Raw genomic sequence first — 15803 nt, forward strand, 5'->3', positions numbered from 1 at the left:
GTTCAAGTTCATTGCCAGCTGGGGGCCAGGAATCGGTCTTCCTTCACAGCTTGGACGCTGCGCCGTGCAGGTTCTTGGCTGTCGGGGAGGTCTCGACGGATTTGGGATCGGGGTACGTGCCCAGTACGCGATCGGCAGTTCCCGCGGTGGTGACGGTGAACCAGTAGTGCTCGTTCTTGAAGTGGTGGTTGCGGTGATTGCGCCAAACCGACCGGTAGAGAGCAGTTTTCGGCTTGTAGTCACTGTGGATGAGGAAATGTGTCCACTCGTAACCGAGGCCGAGCACGGAAATGCAGGTCAGGAACGTCAGACCGAGTTCGACGCGGGGAAATGCCAGGAGGGCGACGGCTGTCAGAACGGGAATCACGATCAGGAGCGTCTGCCACGGGATGAAGATGAGTGAGACGGTTCGCGGCGCAAAGTGGTGTTCCCGATGGCTGCGCGCCAGCCGTGAATCGAGTGTGACGCCGGCAATGGTTCGCGGCTTCCAATGGAGAACGAAGACGTGAATGATCCACTCCACGAAGGGGAATGCGGCAAGCATCACGAGCGGAACGAGGGCGTCGGTGATCTGCCAGTTGCCCACTGCGATGCGCGCCGCCGCGGCGGCCAGCAGCATGGTGCCGATCATCCACGGCGTCGGTGACTTGCGGAACGTCCGTGCCGCATCGGCGAGAGTGAGAGGCTTGCTCATGGTTTCAGTCCTTCCAGGAAGGTGAGAGCGTCGCCGATTGCCGTCGTGCCGGTGTGAAGGAGCTGTGCGGCTGACGTCTCGGCAGTTGGCTCGTCGTGTGAAGTGATGGCGGAGGCCAGTTTTCGATACAGGTCGGTCTGGCCGACTTCGGCGACCATGACGGATGCAAGTGCAGTCATAGCCGGCTCGTATGCAGCCCGAAGGCTGTTGAAGATCAAACGGAAGGCAATGGAATCTGCGCTGTCGACGACGACGTCCCAGAACGCCAGAGCGCGGTCCTGCAGCTCCACTGGATCTTCGGTGGCGCCTAGTTGATCAACGGCCGCGTCGAGTTCTCGGGCGGATTCCGCGGAGATGCGACGGGCGGCCAGCACAGCGATCTGCGGTCCCATCAACTCGCGAGTTTCCAGGACGCTGCGCACCACGCTCAGGTCGGGGACGCCGTCGCGCACCAGCAGCTGGGGGAGAAGTTCGGGTCCGGCCTGGCGTCGAAAATCGCGCACCGACGTGGACTCGCCCTGGCGGACCTCGACGAGCCCGGCCTGGGCGAGCTTCTGAATTGCCTCGCGGACTGCGGGCCGCGAGACGCCGAATGCCTCGGCGAGCTTGCGCTCGCTGGGTAGTGCCTCACCCGCAGCCAGCTCTCCGGCCAGCACTTTCACCGAAATCTGGTCGAAGACTGCGCCGGAGGCCGAGGTACGTGCAACGGGTTGAAACATGTACCGACCGTAACGCGCTTATCGGTAAGAGGTCAAGTGGTAATACCAGTTCAACGATTGGCGGCTTGGCGCGAAAGAGATACGTCTTGGCCAAGAGGCTTCACCGTAACGGCGCAGGTGAGAGTAATTTTAGGTAGCCCTAATTCGGATAACCGTCAGGAAACCCATGACATCACTCCTGTTACCGACTCCAGATACCGATGCAGAGTTCGCTCGCATCACCGCTGCCCTGACTCGACGCGGCTTTCTCGGCGGAAGTGCCGCCGCACTGTCCATGCTCGCCCTTGCCGGATGCAGCAGTGAGGACGGCGGTGACGGTGCGGAAGGCGAAACTCGGACGGTGCAGACGCACTACGGATCCGTGGATGTTCCCGTTGATCCGCAGCGCATCGTCGCCGTCTCCTACAACACCCCGTGGCAGTTGCAAGCCGTCGGCGCCCGACCCGTCGCGACGCTCGACTACAGCGCGTACATCGACCAGTTCACCCCAACACAGCAGAAGTTCATCGACGGCTTGTCCACGGTGGGGGTTTTCCTCGAGGTCAACCGCGAAGCCGTCGTGGCTGCCGCGCCTGATCTCATCGTCGGCGATGCGTACGAGATCGACGAGGACATGTTCCGCGAGCTCTCGAAAATTGCTCCGACAGCGGTGTATTCGGGCGCGAACCGATCGGATTGGCGCGCTGTCGCCGAGGGTGTCGCAGACGCGGTCAACAAGGGTTCGGCATTGACGTCGAATCGCGAGAAGTATCAGGCGATGCAAGAGCGAATCCGCACCGAATACGCCGCGCAGCTTGGCGAGAATCGGTGGGCCCAGGTTGCTATCGGTGGTTCGGAAGGGCACTTCTCCATCTTGTATCCAACCGGAGTGACCGGCGCGATGCTCGCCGACCTGAACGTGACCCGCGGCGAATTCATCCCGGACCTGCGCCCAGCCACCGGCTTCGAAGCCTTCCCGCTCGAACAACTCGAAATGCTGCGGGACGTCACCGTCGTCATCTACCCGAAGCAGCCGAACGGAACTGATTCTGCAGGAATGAAATCCGTCTTCGCCAGCCCGCTGTGGAGCCGCATTCCGGCAGCAGCTTCGGGCCGGGTATTCGGAATCAGCACTCAGGTCACCGACTACGGCACTGCAATCAACTGGCTCAACGAACTCGAAACCGGCGCCTTGGAGGCACTTTCATGACATCACTTCTATTGCCCACCGCTGACACCGATGCCGAATTCGCTCGCATTACCGCAGCACTTACCCGACGCGGTTTCCTCGGAGCCGGTGCCTTGGCGGGGATCGGATTGCTCACGGCCTGCGGAACCAGCTCCGGTGAATCGGCCGAGGGTTCGATGCGCACCATCAACACGGCTCTGGGGCAGGTGGAAGTGCCCACCAACCCGCAACGGGTGGTCAGCGCCGATTACTACACGGGCCCCGCGATGTTCGACGCCGGGTTCACACCGGTCGGATTGCCGGTCGACTACGAGAACGCCGACGGCGTCCCGGAACCCTATGCGTCCGCTCTGCGGTCTCTCCCGAAGGTGGGACGCTGGTACGAGCCCAACGCCGAGGCGATAGCGGCTTTGTCTCCCGACCTGATCGTGATGACCAACCTGCTGTCGGAGAACAACCCGGATCTTTACGAGCAGATCCGGTCGATCGCACCGACCGCGGTTTTTGCCGAAGACGGGCAGTACGCATGGAAGGAGCGCGCCTTCGGAGTCGCGGACGCGCTGAACCAGAGCGCGAAGGTTCAAGAGTTGGCAGATCGGTACGAGGCGCGGATCGCCAAGTTCCGCAGCGACAACGCTGATGTGCTGAGCAAGGTTAAGGTCGTCTACACCACGTACTTCGAGGAGAGTGGTTTCTCGCTGTACTCGCCGACCAAGTATCAGACGACGGTCATCAGCGAGGCCGGGTTCCAGTTCAACGACCGTTCGCTCGCAATTTCCGCCGGCAGCAACGAGTGGTTCCCGAGGGAGCAGCTGGAGCTACTCGACGAGGCCGACGTCATCATCACCAACAGTGGCAAGGGCCCCATCAACGAGAAGTTGGCGAACGACACCATCTTCCAGCGTCTGCGCGCCGTCAAGAATGATCAGGTGTACTCGTTCGACTACGAGGGCGTCGCGTCCTTCGGTTGGGCCCTGACATTCCTCGAGCAGTTCCAGCCGATCGCTGAGGAGATCAGAGCCAAGCTCTGATCTCCTCAGCAATCAAGAGGACGCCGGCGTCACCACATTCAGCTTCGGTTGATGCTGGTCGGTGTATGCCCACGGGCGGATCTTCTCCAGTGCTTTGCCGATCCGGAACACGGTCGGTTCGTCGTACGTATGGCCGACGATCTGGACGCCCGTGGGAACGCCGTTGTGTGCGTGTCCACTCGGCACCGCCAATACGGGGCACCGATTGGCGACGTTGAACGGCAATGTGAGAAGTGCTTCGGCGGTGGTGTTCACGTGCTGACCCGCCACAGTGAGGCCGTCGAGCAAAGACTCGCCTGCCGGGAAGGCGATGGTGCCCGAAGTCGGGCAGATCAGCGCATCGAAGGGAGCCATCGCCTCGGCGAGCTCTCGTTGCATTTGGGTTTCCTTGCGAAGGCCGTCCAGAAATGACATTTCCGCAGCGCCCTTCGACGTGACCGCGACGTTGTCGAGCGTGTAGTCGGCAAGAAGATCACCGTGGACGCGAGCAACTTCCGCGACGGATGCCCCCATGATCGTTCCGAAATGGACTTTCACCGCTGCTGCCATCGAGTCGCGAGTCCACGGCAGTTCGATCTCCTCGACGATCGCGCCGGCATCGACCAACGACTGTGCGAGAGCCCGGGTGTTCGCCTCGATGTCAGGCTCGATGGGGAAGTCACCGAGCCGCAGGCACAAGGCAATTCGCATTCCCTCGACCGACGGGTACTCGTGTGGCAGCGTGATCGCCGGCCTCAGGGAAGAATGGTCACGCGGATCCGGCCCGATCAGAACGTTGGCCAAAAGAATTGCGTCGTCGACAGTTCGGGCCATCGGACCGTCGCCACGGTAGGAATCCATGGACAGCGGGGCGACCCCGGCGATACGCCCGTACGAGGCCTTGAGACCGACGGTGCCGGTAAAGCCTGCCGGGCCTCGTGTCGACCCGCCGATGTCGGATGCTGTTGCCAGAGTAGTAGTTCCGGCGGCCAGTGCGGCGCCGGCTCCGCCGGAGGAGCCGCCGGGACTGTAATCGAGGTTCCAGGGATTGCGGGTCACGCCCCACAAAGGAGAGTGTGTGAACGCCGCGACGCAGAATTCCGGTGTCGTCGTGCGTGCGTGAATCAGGCCGCCTGCTGCCAGAACTCGGTCGATCACCGGTGCGTTCTCGCGGGCGATGTTGCCGCGTCCCGCCAGCGAACCTTCGGTCAGAGACTTTCCCGCAATGGCATGTTTTTCCTTGGCAGCTACCGGAATTCCCTCCAACGGTCGAGGTTCGGGTCCGTGGCCGAGGTATCGGCTCTCGGCTTCCCGGGCGCCGGCGAGGGCCTCGTCGAACATCTCTTCGGTGAAGGCATTGATGTGAGGTTCGAAATTCTGTGTCCGGTCGATGATTGCCTGTAGCAGTTCGACCGGAGACAATTCTCGCGCGCGAAAGTGAGCAATGGCTTCGGTGGCGCTGAGGTAGTGCAGTTCGTCTGACATGACGTTATCTCCCTGGGTAAGTCTGTGTGAGAATCACGCGCTCCGCGCAAGGGCTCCCAGTGCAGCTGCGGTCATGGCCGTGACACCTTCGGGTAGGGCAGCGGCGGGATCGGGGGCGAAGCGCGGTGAATGATTGGACGGCGTGCCGGGTGGTATCCGTCCCTCGGCGAGCGCGGCAAGGGCGGTTCCGTCGAAACTTTGAAGTGCCGTTCCGCCGAAATGCCAGAACACGGAGGGGCATTGGGCGGCGATGCCGAAGATTCCGAAGTCCTCGCTACCTGAAAGTGGTTGTGACAGAGTGTGCATTCCCAAGCCGGCCTGTCGCAGGTCGGACATCACTGTGGACGTGGCGTCCGGAGTGTTGACCGTGGCCGGAAAGCCGTTGTACGCATGAACGTCCGGCGTCTCGACGGCGCCGGCTCCGTCCGCTTCTGCGCGGGCTATCCGGCGCACCGATTCGAGCATGTTTTCTCGTGACGTTGCGCTGAAAGTCCTCAGGCTGAGCAGTAGTTCGGCTTCATCGGCGATGATGTTCGCAGCCGTGCCGGCGTGCAAGGCTCCCACCGTGAGCACAGGTGCTGTCGGGGTTGCCGCTTCATGAGCCACCAGACTTTGAATGCGCAGCGCGAAAGACGCTGCCATCAACAAAGGGTCGATGCATGCGTACGGCGATGACGCATGTCCACCACGGCCGTGAAAGACCACTCGTATCGTGTCGGATGCTGCCATCAAGATGTCGGGTTTGCTGACCAACATCCCCGCCGGAGTCGGGCCCACGTGCTGTCCCAGGCAGAGGTCCGGTCGTGGGAAGCGGTCGAAGATTCCGTCGTCGACCATCGCACGAGCGCCGGAGCCGGTCTCCTCAGCAGGCTGGAAGACCGCGACAACAGTCCCGGTGATCGATGTCGGATCCGCGGAAAGTGCTGCGCACGTGGCAAGTAGCGCGGTTACGTGGACATCGTGGCCACACGCATGCATGACTCCATCAGTTCTGGAGGCGTAGGACAGCCCGGTGTCTTCTGCCACCGGCAACGCGTCCATGTCGGCGCGTAGCAGGATCACCGGACCGCTGCTCCCTTCGAGAACACCGACGACACCCGTACCGCCGACCCCGACCGTGACGTCCCAGCCACCGATTCGCCGAAGTTCCTCGGCAACAATTGCGGCGGTGCGAGTTTCGTCGCCGGACAACTCGGGGTGTTCGTGTAGGTCCCGGTAGAGCTCGAACCAGTGCGGCTCGACGGTTCGCAACCGCGACGGGTCTCCGAACTCGAGATTCGAAAGCAGTTGATTCATGGTTGATCTTCTTTCAGTTGGCGGTTTTCAGTTGCACCAGGTTCAGCATCTTTTCTCGGGTTTGTGGTGCTGCCATGACCGCGACGATCGCCACGACGGGCCCGAGTGCGAGCGATACGAACGCCGCTGACCAGGAGAGATGCTCCACGATGAATCCGAATACAAGCGGTGCGACTATTCCGGCGACCATGCCGCCGAAAATGATCATCGACGACGCAGCCCCGACCACCGAAGAAGGCAGAGCCCGCAGGGGCAGTGCAAAACACGGCATGAAAGCGAAAGAGGCAGCAGCAGATCCGAGGGTGACGAGAACGACGAACAAGGCCGTGTTGGAGACGAAAGGAATCGAAACGAGCATCACGATGCACGCGAGCATGGACGGCACTACGACGACACGACTGTTGCCAGCCAGCCGATCGGAGATTCGCCCGCCGATGACGGTGGTCACGGCGGCCACCACGGTAGCCGGAATCAGAAGGAGGCTTGCGCTCGAGAGGGCGATTCCACGTTCGTCATGGAGGTAGGACGGAACCCACGACGACATCCCCCAGATCACGAAGTCGTATCCGAAGAACATCAAGGCGAAGAGCCACATCGCGCGGGAGCGAAGTACGGTGCGCATGTTGTCCCAGGAGGAATCCGGACCGTGGTCGTTCTCCGCCGGAAGTGCCGGCGGGAGCCACAACTTGATGCTGACAAGCGAGAGTACGCCGAGCGCCGCGACGGCCAGAAACATTCCACGCCAGCCGATCAACGGGAGAAGTGCTGCCGCAACAACGATGGCAAGAAGCGTACCGACGGCGTTGGAACTGTTCATCCATCCTGTGGCAGTGGCACGTTGCTCCGGGATGCTCCGCTCGGCAACGAGCTTTACTGCAGCTGCCGGAAACACGCCCTGCGCGAGACCGAAGAGAAAGCGAACAACCAGAAGCGTCCCGAACGACCAGGCAAGGGCAGTGAGGCCGGTGAAGACACTCCACGCCACCAACCCGATCAGAGCCATCCGGACTGCGCCGTATCGATCGGCGAGCAGTCCACCAGGCAGTTGGGCCAGCGTGTATGCAATGAAGAACGTGGAGATGATCAATCCACGCTGGGAGTAGTCGAGATCGAACTCCTCACCGAGCAAGGGGAGAGCGAGGTTGATCGCCAGCCGATCTATGTAGTCGATCGCGTACGCGACGAACAGCAACGCGACCGTGACTTTGGTGGAGCGAAGCACTGGGCCTCCAAGTGGTGAACCTGTGAAGTGATTCACACATCTTTGGCAAACAGGCAGGGATCACCGACCAGAATGCAGTAATCCGGCAATACTGTGCCGATGAAGCCGGAATCCGACGCATTTGTCATCGCGGAATCTGATCTGGAGATCATCAATGCACTTCAGCTCAACCCCCGCGCGTCGTGGACGCAGTTGTCGTCAGTGCTCGACATGGATTCGACGACGATCGCCCGCCGGTGGCGTCGCCTCGTCTCGAACGGTCATTCGTGGGTCAACGCGGTCGCAATCGGTCGAACCCACATATTCGGCTATCTCCTGATCAGGACCACACAGGATTCCGTTGCCGACGTGGGGGAGCTGTTACGTCAACTCTCCTGTGCCTATCTGTTGGCCAGGACGGAAGGCGAGTACGAGTACTTCGTCGGAGTCGTGGCCGCCGACCACAAGAGTTTGGACGCTTTGGTGTGTGAGCACCTTGCCGCCGACCCTGGAATTCTGTCGATCAGAAGCCGGGTCGGGGTGAAGGTGTACCGGGACGGGTTCAGCTGGGAGCCGGGCGCTCTGGGGCAAGCGGGTCGGGCTCAGCTGGCAACGGCATCGACAAAGGGCGCTGCGGTGCCGGCAGATCCGACAGAGTTCCGCGAGTCCGACGGTGCCCTGTTGGAGGCGCTCGGCCGTGACGGACGTGCCAGCTACGCGCGCCTCGCCGCGATTTGTGGAACGAACGAGACTGCGATTCGACGGCGCTTGGCCCAACTGACTGCGTCGCAACAGTTGATTTTCCGCTGCGATGTCTCGCAACAGGCTGTCGGTTCACCGTTCGAAGTGATCTTCGATGTCGCTGTGGACGGTTCCACCGACGAACTCGGCAATCTTGTGTCGAGTTGGCCGGAGATCAGATTGTTGGTGGCGACTACCGGAACAGCGAACATGTTGATCAGCGTGTGGCTGAGCAGCCTCGCGCAGAGTCTTGTCGTCGAGGATCGACTCCGCCGAATCGGTAGTGTGCGGATCCTCGATCGACGTGTCTCGCTGTACCCGATGAAGCGGTTCGGGCAGCTACTCGGACCGAGCGGAGTGGCGGAAGGTCATGTCCCGGTCGCAATTTGGGGTGCCGGCGACGTTATTCGTTGAGCGTCAGTCGATCGGCGTCCGATTGTCGTCGACGAGGTGTGTAGCGGAGTCGGTCGCACGGGAGCGCTTCCAGATCATCCGTGCCAGCGCACCCAGTACGGACACTGCCAGGACAACGCCACCGCCGATGATGCCGGCCGACGAGTCCGGGAAGATGCCCTCGAGCAGCAGCCAGACACCGAAGACGAAGAACAGCACCGCGGCGCCGATCTTGATGAATCCGTCCGGAAGGTGCTTGCCCAGCACCGAGCCGACGATGATGGCTAGAGCGTCGGCCGCCACCATGCCTACCGTCGACCCGATCCAGACGCCGATCCAGTCGTTGTCAGTCGCAAGGGTGATGGTGGCGAGCATGGTCTTGTCGCCGAGTTCTGCCAGGAAGAAGGCCGAGGCGACGGCGATGAAGGCGGATCGCGTGACGCGACCGGCCTTGTTCTGCTCGTCGTCGGTGAGATCGTCACCGCGCAAGGTCCAGAGGCCGAAGATCAGGAAAGCGATACCGCCGACGATGGAAATCGCCGCGGTGGGGAGGGCGACGCCCAGGTAGTGGCCGACGGCGACCGAGACGAGGTGAACAAGGGTGGTGGCGACGGTGATTCCGCCGAGGACGACCCACCAGCGATAGCGCAAGGCAAACGTCATTGCCATCAGTTGCGACTTGTCACCGAGTTCTGCGACAAAAATGACGCCGAAACTCAAAAGTATTGCGGCAAGCAAGATTTACTCCTCCGGTCGGTGTAGGTCGGAGGAAAAATGCGAGCCTCCGGCCTGGGCAGGCGCAGTGGGTGCGCTTGTCCGGCCGAAGGTCTCGCCCACCGAGGCCACAGGACCTTCGGTTCGCCAGGCCGGGTGCTTCGCGATCCGCACCAGGCGGAGCGCGTCGAACCAGTATGTCGACACGGGCGATTGGGGGCTACTCCCCTTCGTTGCTGCCCACGTTAGCGCGCCTGAAACGAATTGGCAAAGCGCACAGCAAGTTTGGGAGTCCGAACTTATCGCTTACCGGGGCCGTCACGAGGCGAGGAGCATGGCCAAAACAGCGGTGTCGGGATCGCTGATCGGATCGATGCCGACACGACTGATCATGGAGACGACTGTGCCGTCCGGCTCAGCCTCGACCCACGCCGCACGATGCTCCAAACCCAGATAGGGAAGGCCTGGCAGCAGTACGCACCCCGACGCGCTGCCCTCGCATTCCGGCAGGCTGGGCGTGGTTTCCGACGGTGGGTGCAGCATGATCAGCGCCGGTGGCTGATGGTCGGAGAAACGGCCGGGTGTCAAGGCGAAATCGCCGAGTACCGGACCTTCGGCGACCACCAGACCGACGGTGCCCGGCTGCGGATCTTCGGGAACGTCTTCACGGACCCCGAAGACCGTCGTGGTCGGCAACAAACCTGGCATCGAGGCCACGCGGACAGCCAATGCGAGAAGCTGCGCCCACTCCTGGGTGGTGTCCGGCCAACGACCGGAAATGACGAACCCCTGCAAAGACCCAGCGGCTTGGAACGGAGAAATGCCTATTGCTTCGTTTCTGTTCATTTCTGTTCCTCCCTCGGTGCTGGGGCAAATCTCGGGCAGACGCGCATGCGTCGGTCCGGCACACCTCGTTGGGTAATCGAAATATGCACCCATTCGGTACTGGCACACAAGACAGGGAGAGTGCCAGCCAGGTTTGCGCTGGTGAGGGCGGTGGTATGCGCAGACATGACTCTGTCGAAGAACCGTTCTCGGCTGGAAGACCTGGCAACGCAGGCGTGGATCTTCGGATATCCCCTGTTGATTGCTGCGGTATCGCGGGATGTCATGACGGCGGTGCCTTCGCCGGTGGCGATGAAAGCCCCGCTCAACCAGTTCGCATATGCGCGTACGACGCCGGATGCGACCTTCACCGATGTCGTCTCACCCAACGCGGACACTCTCTACTCGTCGGGGTGGCTGGACGTCTCGACGGAACCGCAGGTGCTCTCACTGCCGGACTTCGGCACGCGGTACTGGCTGGTCCCCATCCTCGACGCGTGGAGCGACGTGTTCACGGTTCCGGGATCTCGGACAGTCGGGCGGACCGGGGGACCGTACCTGGTGGCCGGGCCGAATTGGAAAGGCAACGTGCCCAAGGGTTTGACGCTGCTGCGGTCTCCGACGGCGATGAACTGGATAGTCGCCCGCTACGCGACGTCGGGGGGAACAGACCTGGCAGAAGTGCACAGCCTGCAGGACCGGACGCGACTCACTCCTCTGTCGGAGTGGACGGGTGACCCGCAGGACTACACGCCTGGTGAAATGCCGGTGAACCCTGCCGTCGACACGCGGACGCCGCCGGTGGACCAGGTGGCCGCCATGGACGGCGAGGCATTCTTCACCAGACTCGACGCACTTCTCGACGACAATCCTCCGCGTCCGGAGGACACCGAGATGATGAAACAACTGTCCGACATAGGAATCGGCTCCTCCTTGCCCTGGAGGTCGCGTCCGCAGGAGGTACGTGATGCCCTCGATAGAGCTGCGCGAACCGGTATGGACGTGCTGAGCGAGATCGCCGAAGAGGCCGAGGGCAGTCCGAAGAACGGCTGGACGATGCACCGCGGCTTGGGGCACTACGGAACCCATTACGCTCAGCGGGCTCTGATCGTCTGGCTCGGTTTCGGGGCCAATCTCGACGCTGATGCCGTGTACCCGCATGCCACGACGGACGTCGACGGGAAGCCGCTGACCGGGGCGAAGAAGTACGTCCTGCACTTCGAGAAGGACGAGCTGCCACCGGTCGAGGGCTTCTGGTCGCTCACGATGATGAACGAGCGGCAGTTCTTCGTGGACAACCCGATCGACCGATACGCGATTGGCGATCGAAGCGATCTGGTGTTTGCCGACGACGGTTCCCTCGACATCTATCTTCAGCACGAATCCCCTGGTGGTGAGAAGGAGCGGAACTGGCTGCCGGCTCCGTCCGGCGACTTCAACGTCTTTCTGCGCCTGTACTGGCCGAAGGCTGCAGTGCTGTCGGGATCGTGGACTGCGCCCGGTATTCGAGAAGCAAGTATTCGAGAAGCAGGCTGAAAGTCCCCTCGCTTCGTACCCGAAGAGCACAACTCGGTATCAGCCGCGCGTTTCGATGGGCGGAAAGGTCACAAGAGTCATACGATCTGTCGGTACTGCCCTGTTTGAAGAGCTGTTGAATCGGTCAGAGACACCCGCTTGTTTCGGAGGCTACTGATGGTCACGCAGAATCCGTTCGTGCAGTACGGCAAAGAGATCTGGTGGATGATCCTGATCCGCGGAATCTTCGGCGTGATCTTCGGAATCATCGCGCTCGTGTGGCCGGGAATTACCCTGGTGGCCTTGGTTTTCCTGTTCGGTATCTACTCCATCGCCGACGGTTTGATCACGATAGTTCGCGCCATTCGGGACCGCGAGCATCTGAGCTCGTGGGGTTGGTGGGTGTTCACGGGCGTCGTCTCGGTCGGAGCCGGCATCGTCGCGCTGGTCTGGCCGGGCATCACTGCGCTGGTGCTGCTGTACATAATTGCCTTCTACGCCATCATGTTCGGAATCTTCGGAATTGTCGGCGCCTTCAAGATGAAGGCGCTGCCCGGATCCAGTTGGGGATGGTTGCTCGCCGCATCGGTGCTTGCTGTCATCTTCGGCATCATTCTTCTCATCGCGCCCGGCGAAGGCATCATCAGCCTCATCTGGTTGTTGGGTTGGTACGCAATCCTGTTCGGCCTCTTCATGATCGTGGGAGCATTCCAGATCAGGAGCCGGGCAAAGGAAGCCGGTGTTCTCTAAGAAGGGAAAGCCGGCCGTCGAGGCTCCCACTCCGATCCCCACGCTGTCCGGTAGTGAGAACTGGTCGATCCCGCGCGGTTTGATCGTCCTGCTCGGTATTGCCGCCACCGTGGTCGCCGTCGGCGGAATGAAGGTGTTCGGCGGCATCCTCGGACCGGTATTCCTGGCCCTGGTGCTGACGATTGCCGTTCAGCCCATTCAGGATTGGTCACAGCGCCGAGGGTGGCCCAAGTGGGTCGGGATGCTCGGCTCACTGGTCACCGTGTACTTGATCCTGCTCGGGTTGGCGGCGTCGTTGATCGTGTCGACGGCTCAGTTGGCGACGATCCTGCCGCAGTACTCCGAGGAGATGACCAACCTCCTCAACGAGGGCCGCGACAAGTTGGCCGACTTCGGCGTGAGCACCGAACAGATCCAAAGCACGCTCAGCAGTGTCGATCTCACGAAGGTTGTGGGTGTCCTCGAAAGCGGGCTGGAGGGCCTGCTCGGCATCCTGTCGGATCTGGTGTTCATTCTCGCGTTGTTGTTGTTCATGGCCTTCGACGGCATGAGCATCCGCTCGCGGTTGCATGTGCTGTCCGAGCAACGTCCAGAAATCTCCTACGCGCTCTCCACCTTTGCCGCCGGAACTCGCAAATACCTGGTGGTCTCGACGGTCTTCGGTCTCATCGTGGCGGTACTCGACGGTGGCGCGCTGTGGCTCATGGGCATTCAGCTGCCCGTCCTGTGGGCGTTGCTGTCCTTCATCACCAACTACATCCCCAACATCGGGTTCGTCATCGGCGTGATTCCACCGGCGCTCCTGGGACTGTTGCAGGGCGGGCCGTGGCTGATGCTGTGGGTGATCGTCGTCTACTCCGTCATCAACTTCGTGATCCAGTCCATCATCCAACCCAAGTTCGTCGGCGACGCCGTCGGACTGTCGGTGACGATGACGTTCCTCTCACTTGTCTTCTGGTCGTGGGTTCTCGGGGCGCTCGGAGCGCTGTTGGCGATCCCGCTCTCGTTGTTGGTGAAGGCCGTCCTGCTCGATATCGACCCAGCCACGCGCTGGGCCGACATCCTGATCAGTGGCCCTCGGGACATGCCGAAGGAGGAACCAGAGGAGTCTGAGAAGCCGGCCACGCCCGCAGGCTAGGGCTCTCAGTGTTTCTACAAGTTGTTGCTTTATCGTCTCGCCCATGAGCGCCGAGAACACCACAGAAAACTCCCATCGCCGGCCGTCACGACTCGGTCGACGGCTGGCAGTCGGTGGTGTGGCCGCGATCGTCGCGGCTGCGGTGGCGGGGATCGGGTTCGTGATCTTCGCGGGCGGTGCCGACACCTCGAACACCGTCGCGATCGTGAACGCCGACGCGGGAACCACGCTCGACGGCAAGGAACTTCGGGCCGGCGACACGCTGGTGGACACGTTGGGCAAGAACGAAGACTTCGACTTCCAGGTGGTCGACAACCCCGGCGGGAACTACTTCGCGACGTTGACCGTGCCGGAGGACTTCAGCGAAACCGTCGCGTCGATGTTCGGCATGGATCCACGGCAGGCGAGCGTCGACCTCGAGGTGAAGGGCTCGGATTCGGAGAAGTCGGCCGAGTTGACTCGGGCCGTGTCGGCGCAGGTCGGCGCGGACGGCATCAAGGGTCTGCTGGCTCAGACGTCGGCCGCCAGACGCTCGATCGATCAAAACCTCACCACCGCACAGATTCTGGTCGCCGGAACCAACGAGGCCGGAAAGTCGATCGATCAGGTGAAAGCAGGCGCAGGCACTCTGCTGCCGTACCTCGAGACCGCACGGTCCGGGGCGTTGGAGCTGATGAGCGTCGCGGATCAGGTGTCCGGTGTTGTCGATCAGGCGTCGGGGTCGGCGGAAGAGCTGGCCACGCGCGCGGACTCACTGGGCCTGACGCTGGGGGAGGCGTCTTCCTCGACCGCGGAACTGAAGACACGAATCGACACGCTGCAGACTGCGCTGAACGGCCTTCCGATCCCGCCTGACGTGACAGCGCAACTGGCCGGTGTGAGTTCGGATCTCGGTGCGCTGAATGCGCAATTGGGCACCGTTCCGGCGCTGTTGGGTGGCTCGGTCGGGCCCGATACGGAGCTCGGTGATCTAGTCCGCACCGCTGTCGGGCAGCTGCAAGGCGCGAGCGATCAACTGAGCAGTGCTGCCGGACAATTGAACGACGGCCTCATTCCCATCGCTGATCAGGCGCCGCAGATGCTCGGTGACGTGACCGATCAGATCACCCAGGGATTCACGACGCTGCAAGGAATCGCCAAGTCACTGGTCACGGGCCTCGACGGCGCAAAATCCGGTATCCCCGCGATGACCACCCCGCAGCAGGTTCAGCTGACCTCGGTGCTGTCGGATCCGGTGGCCGTGAATCAGACCGCCGCGAGCAGCGGTGACTCCGGAACTCGCACACTGGCATTGGTCTTCGGAGCCACGACGGTCCTGCTCGGTGGTGCTCTGCTGACACGAACGGCGGCGCCCCTGGTGAGGCGCCGCCGTTCGCAAGAAGTGCGTGACTAGACGATCAGACCTGCGGTCTGGGTACGTGCACGGTCGAAGCGAGCCGAAACGTCGTTCCAGTTGACGATGTTCCAGAATGCCTTGACGTAGTCGCCCTTGACGTTCTGGTAGTCGAGGTAGAAAGCGTGCTCCCACATGTCGAGGAGCAGCAGCGGCGTGAGGCCGATGGAGATGTTGCCCTGCTGATCGTAGAGCTGGACGATGATCAGACGCTGTCCGATCGAGTCCCACGCGAGGATGGACCAGCCGGAGCCCTGGATGGCGTTGGCGTTCGCGGAGAAGTGAGCGCGGAAGAGATCGAACGAACCGAAGTTGTCGTCGATCGCTGCGGCGAGTTCACCTTCGGGCTTGTCGCCACCGTCAGCGCTGAGGTTGTTCCAGAAAACGGTGTGGTTGGTGTGGCCACCGAGGTGGAACGCCAGGTTCTTCTCGAGCAGGTTGGCCTGCGCTGCGATGGTGTCGTTCTCACGAGCCTCGGCCAGCTTCTCGAGTGCAGCGTTGGCACCGGCAACGTAAGCCGCGTGGTGCTTGTCGTGATGCAGCTCCATGATCTTGCCCGAGATGTGCGGCTCGAGGGCTGCGTAGTCGTAGGGGAGTTCCGGCAGCGTGTAAACAGACACGAGGGTCCCTTCTTTGCGGGCTGGTGAGCCCTGGTGCTTTAGAGTGCGTCGATCACCGGTCACGGCGTGACGTCACTCGCGTATGTGCAAATCATTCTTCGGGTTTCCACCCAATAACATTCGTACACCGTCCGCAACAGT

15 protein-coding genes are annotated in these 15803 nt (G+C 61.9%); 7 read left to right on the plus strand and 8 right to left on the minus strand.

The window, feature by feature from the left end; all coding sequences use genetic code 11:
• Window positions 1-43 precede the first annotated feature (43 nt).
• Complete coding sequence (locus tag ATN38_RS22240; RefSeq protein ID WP_020968076.1) at window positions 44-694, minus strand: sterol desaturase family protein; 651 nt, start codon at window positions 692-694, stop codon at window positions 44-46.
• A complete protein-coding gene (locus tag ATN38_RS22245) occupies window positions 691-1413 on the minus strand; it encodes a FadR/GntR family transcriptional regulator (protein WP_030535852.1) in 723 nt (240 codons plus the stop codon). Before ATN38_RS22245 ends, ATN38_RS22240 begins: the two co-directional genes overlap by 4 nt.
• A 166-nt stretch (window positions 1414-1579) precedes the next feature.
• On the opposite strand from ATN38_RS22245, the gene ATN38_RS22250 reads away from it, so the two are divergent.
• Window positions 1580-2602: an ABC transporter substrate-binding protein gene (locus ATN38_RS22250; protein WP_218748683.1), complete on the plus strand. Its 1023-nt coding sequence runs from the start codon at window positions 1580-1582 to the stop codon at window positions 2600-2602.
• On the plus strand, window positions 2599-3612 hold the full coding sequence (locus tag ATN38_RS22255; protein WP_218748684.1) for an ABC transporter substrate-binding protein: 1014 nt from the start codon (window positions 2599-2601) through the stop codon (window positions 3610-3612). Before ATN38_RS22250 ends, ATN38_RS22255 begins: the two co-directional genes overlap by 4 nt.
• A 12-nt stretch (window positions 3613-3624) precedes the next feature.
• On the opposite strand, the gene ATN38_RS22260 is transcribed toward ATN38_RS22255, so the two are convergent.
• The 3 genes from ATN38_RS22260 to ATN38_RS22270 are packed head-to-tail and all read right to left on the minus strand — an operon-like array spanning window position 3625 to window position 7594.
• Window positions 3625-5076: an amidase gene (locus ATN38_RS22260; RefSeq protein WP_218748685.1), complete on the minus strand. Its 1452-nt coding sequence runs from the start codon at window positions 5074-5076 to the stop codon at window positions 3625-3627.
• A gap of 33 nt (window positions 5077-5109) precedes the next feature.
• Window positions 5110-6372, minus strand: coding sequence for an amidohydrolase (locus tag ATN38_RS22265; RefSeq protein ID WP_218748689.1), 1263 nt, complete (start codon window positions 6370-6372; stop codon window positions 5110-5112).
• 13 nt (window positions 6373-6385) lie between these two features.
• Entirely contained in the window at window positions 6386-7594 is a 1209-nt protein-coding gene (locus ATN38_RS22270; protein WP_218748690.1) for an MFS transporter, read from the minus strand.
• A 99-nt stretch (window positions 7595-7693) separates the two neighbouring features.
• Here ATN38_RS22270 and ATN38_RS22275 point away from each other — a divergent pair, with 99 nt between their 5' ends.
• Window positions 7694-8728, plus strand: a complete 1035-nt coding sequence (locus ATN38_RS22275; RefSeq protein WP_047272740.1) for an Lrp/AsnC family transcriptional regulator — start codon at window positions 7694-7696, stop codon at window positions 8726-8728.
• Window positions 8729-8731: 3 nt separating this feature from the next.
• Here the strand turns inward: ATN38_RS22275 and ATN38_RS22280 are convergent, their stop codons facing one another.
• The gene (locus ATN38_RS22280; RefSeq protein WP_058227350.1) at window positions 8732-9445 is read right to left on the minus strand and encodes a TMEM165/GDT1 family protein; all 714 of its coding nucleotides are present in this window, start codon (window positions 9443-9445) and stop codon (window positions 8732-8734) included.
• Between the two features lie 294 nt (window positions 9446-9739).
• Entirely contained in the window at window positions 9740-10267 is a 528-nt protein-coding gene (locus tag ATN38_RS22285) for a hypothetical protein (protein ID WP_003944138.1), read from the minus strand.
• Between the two features lie 165 nt (window positions 10268-10432).
• Here ATN38_RS22285 and ATN38_RS22290 point away from each other — a divergent pair, with 165 nt between their 5' ends.
• From ATN38_RS22290 to ATN38_RS22305, 4 genes are all read left to right on the plus strand, one after another.
• Window positions 10433-11782 carry a DUF1254 domain-containing protein gene (locus tag ATN38_RS22290; RefSeq protein WP_003944160.1) on the plus strand — a complete coding sequence of 450 codons (1350 nt, stop codon included), beginning with the start codon at window positions 10433-10435 and terminating at the stop codon, window positions 11780-11782.
• Window positions 11783-11938: 156 nt separating this feature from the next.
• Entirely contained in the window at window positions 11939-12511 is a 573-nt protein-coding gene (locus ATN38_RS22295) for an HdeD family acid-resistance protein (protein ID WP_042453221.1), read from the plus strand.
• The gene (locus ATN38_RS22300; RefSeq protein WP_042453218.1) at window positions 12501-13649 is read left to right on the plus strand and encodes an AI-2E family transporter; all 1149 of its coding nucleotides are present in this window, start codon (window positions 12501-12503) and stop codon (window positions 13647-13649) included. The genes ATN38_RS22295 and ATN38_RS22300 overlap by 11 nt, the downstream gene beginning before the upstream one ends.
• Before the next feature lie 43 nt (window positions 13650-13692).
• Complete coding sequence (locus ATN38_RS22305) at window positions 13693-15042, plus strand: hypothetical protein (protein WP_218748691.1); 1350 nt, start codon at window positions 13693-13695, stop codon at window positions 15040-15042.
• Here ATN38_RS22305 and ATN38_RS22310 read toward each other — a convergent pair.
• Entirely contained in the window at window positions 15039-15662 is a 624-nt protein-coding gene (locus ATN38_RS22310; RefSeq protein ID WP_003944189.1) for a superoxide dismutase, read from the minus strand. The two genes, ATN38_RS22305 and ATN38_RS22310, sit on opposite strands and share 4 nt — an antisense overlap.
• Between the last annotated feature and the right edge of the window lie 141 nt (window positions 15663-15803).

The organism is Rhodococcus sp. FH8 (assembly GCF_019266085.1).
Taxonomy (GTDB): domain Bacteria; phylum Actinomycetota; class Actinomycetes; order Mycobacteriales; family Mycobacteriaceae; genus Rhodococcus_F; species Rhodococcus_F qingshengii.

Excerpts from the sequence above, each read along its gene's own strand:
- ATN38_RS22265 (WP_218748689.1), bottom strand. The coding sequence starts at position 6,372 with ATGAATCAACTGCTTTCGAATCTCGAGTTCGGAGACCCGTCGCGGTTG.
- ATN38_RS22290 (WP_003944160.1), top strand. The coding sequence starts at position 10,433 with ATGACTCTGTCGAAGAACCGTTCTCGGCTGGAAGACCTGGCAACGCAG.
- ATN38_RS22275 (WP_047272740.1), top strand. The coding sequence starts at position 7,694 with ATGAAGCCGGAATCCGACGCATTTGTCATCGCGGAATCTGATCTGGAG.
- ATN38_RS22240 (WP_020968076.1), bottom strand. The coding sequence starts at position 694 with ATGAGCAAGCCTCTCACTCTCGCCGATGCGGCACGGACGTTCCGCAAG.
- ATN38_RS22245 (WP_030535852.1), bottom strand. The coding sequence starts at position 1,413 with ATGTTTCAACCCGTTGCACGTACCTCGGCCTCCGGCGCAGTCTTCGAC.
- ATN38_RS22285 (WP_003944138.1), bottom strand. The coding sequence starts at position 10,267 with ATGAACAGAAACGAAGCAATAGGCATTTCTCCGTTCCAAGCCGCTGGG.
- ATN38_RS22305 (WP_218748691.1), top strand. The coding sequence starts at position 13,693 with ATGAGCGCCGAGAACACCACAGAAAACTCCCATCGCCGGCCGTCACGA.
- ATN38_RS22260 (WP_218748685.1), bottom strand. The coding sequence starts at position 5,076 with ATGTCAGACGAACTGCACTACCTCAGCGCCACCGAAGCCATTGCTCAC.
- ATN38_RS22255 (WP_218748684.1), top strand. The coding sequence starts at position 2,599 with ATGACATCACTTCTATTGCCCACCGCTGACACCGATGCCGAATTCGCT.
- ATN38_RS22295 (WP_042453221.1), top strand. The coding sequence starts at position 11,939 with ATGGTCACGCAGAATCCGTTCGTGCAGTACGGCAAAGAGATCTGGTGG.
- ATN38_RS22250 (WP_218748683.1), top strand. The coding sequence starts at position 1,580 with ATGACATCACTCCTGTTACCGACTCCAGATACCGATGCAGAGTTCGCT.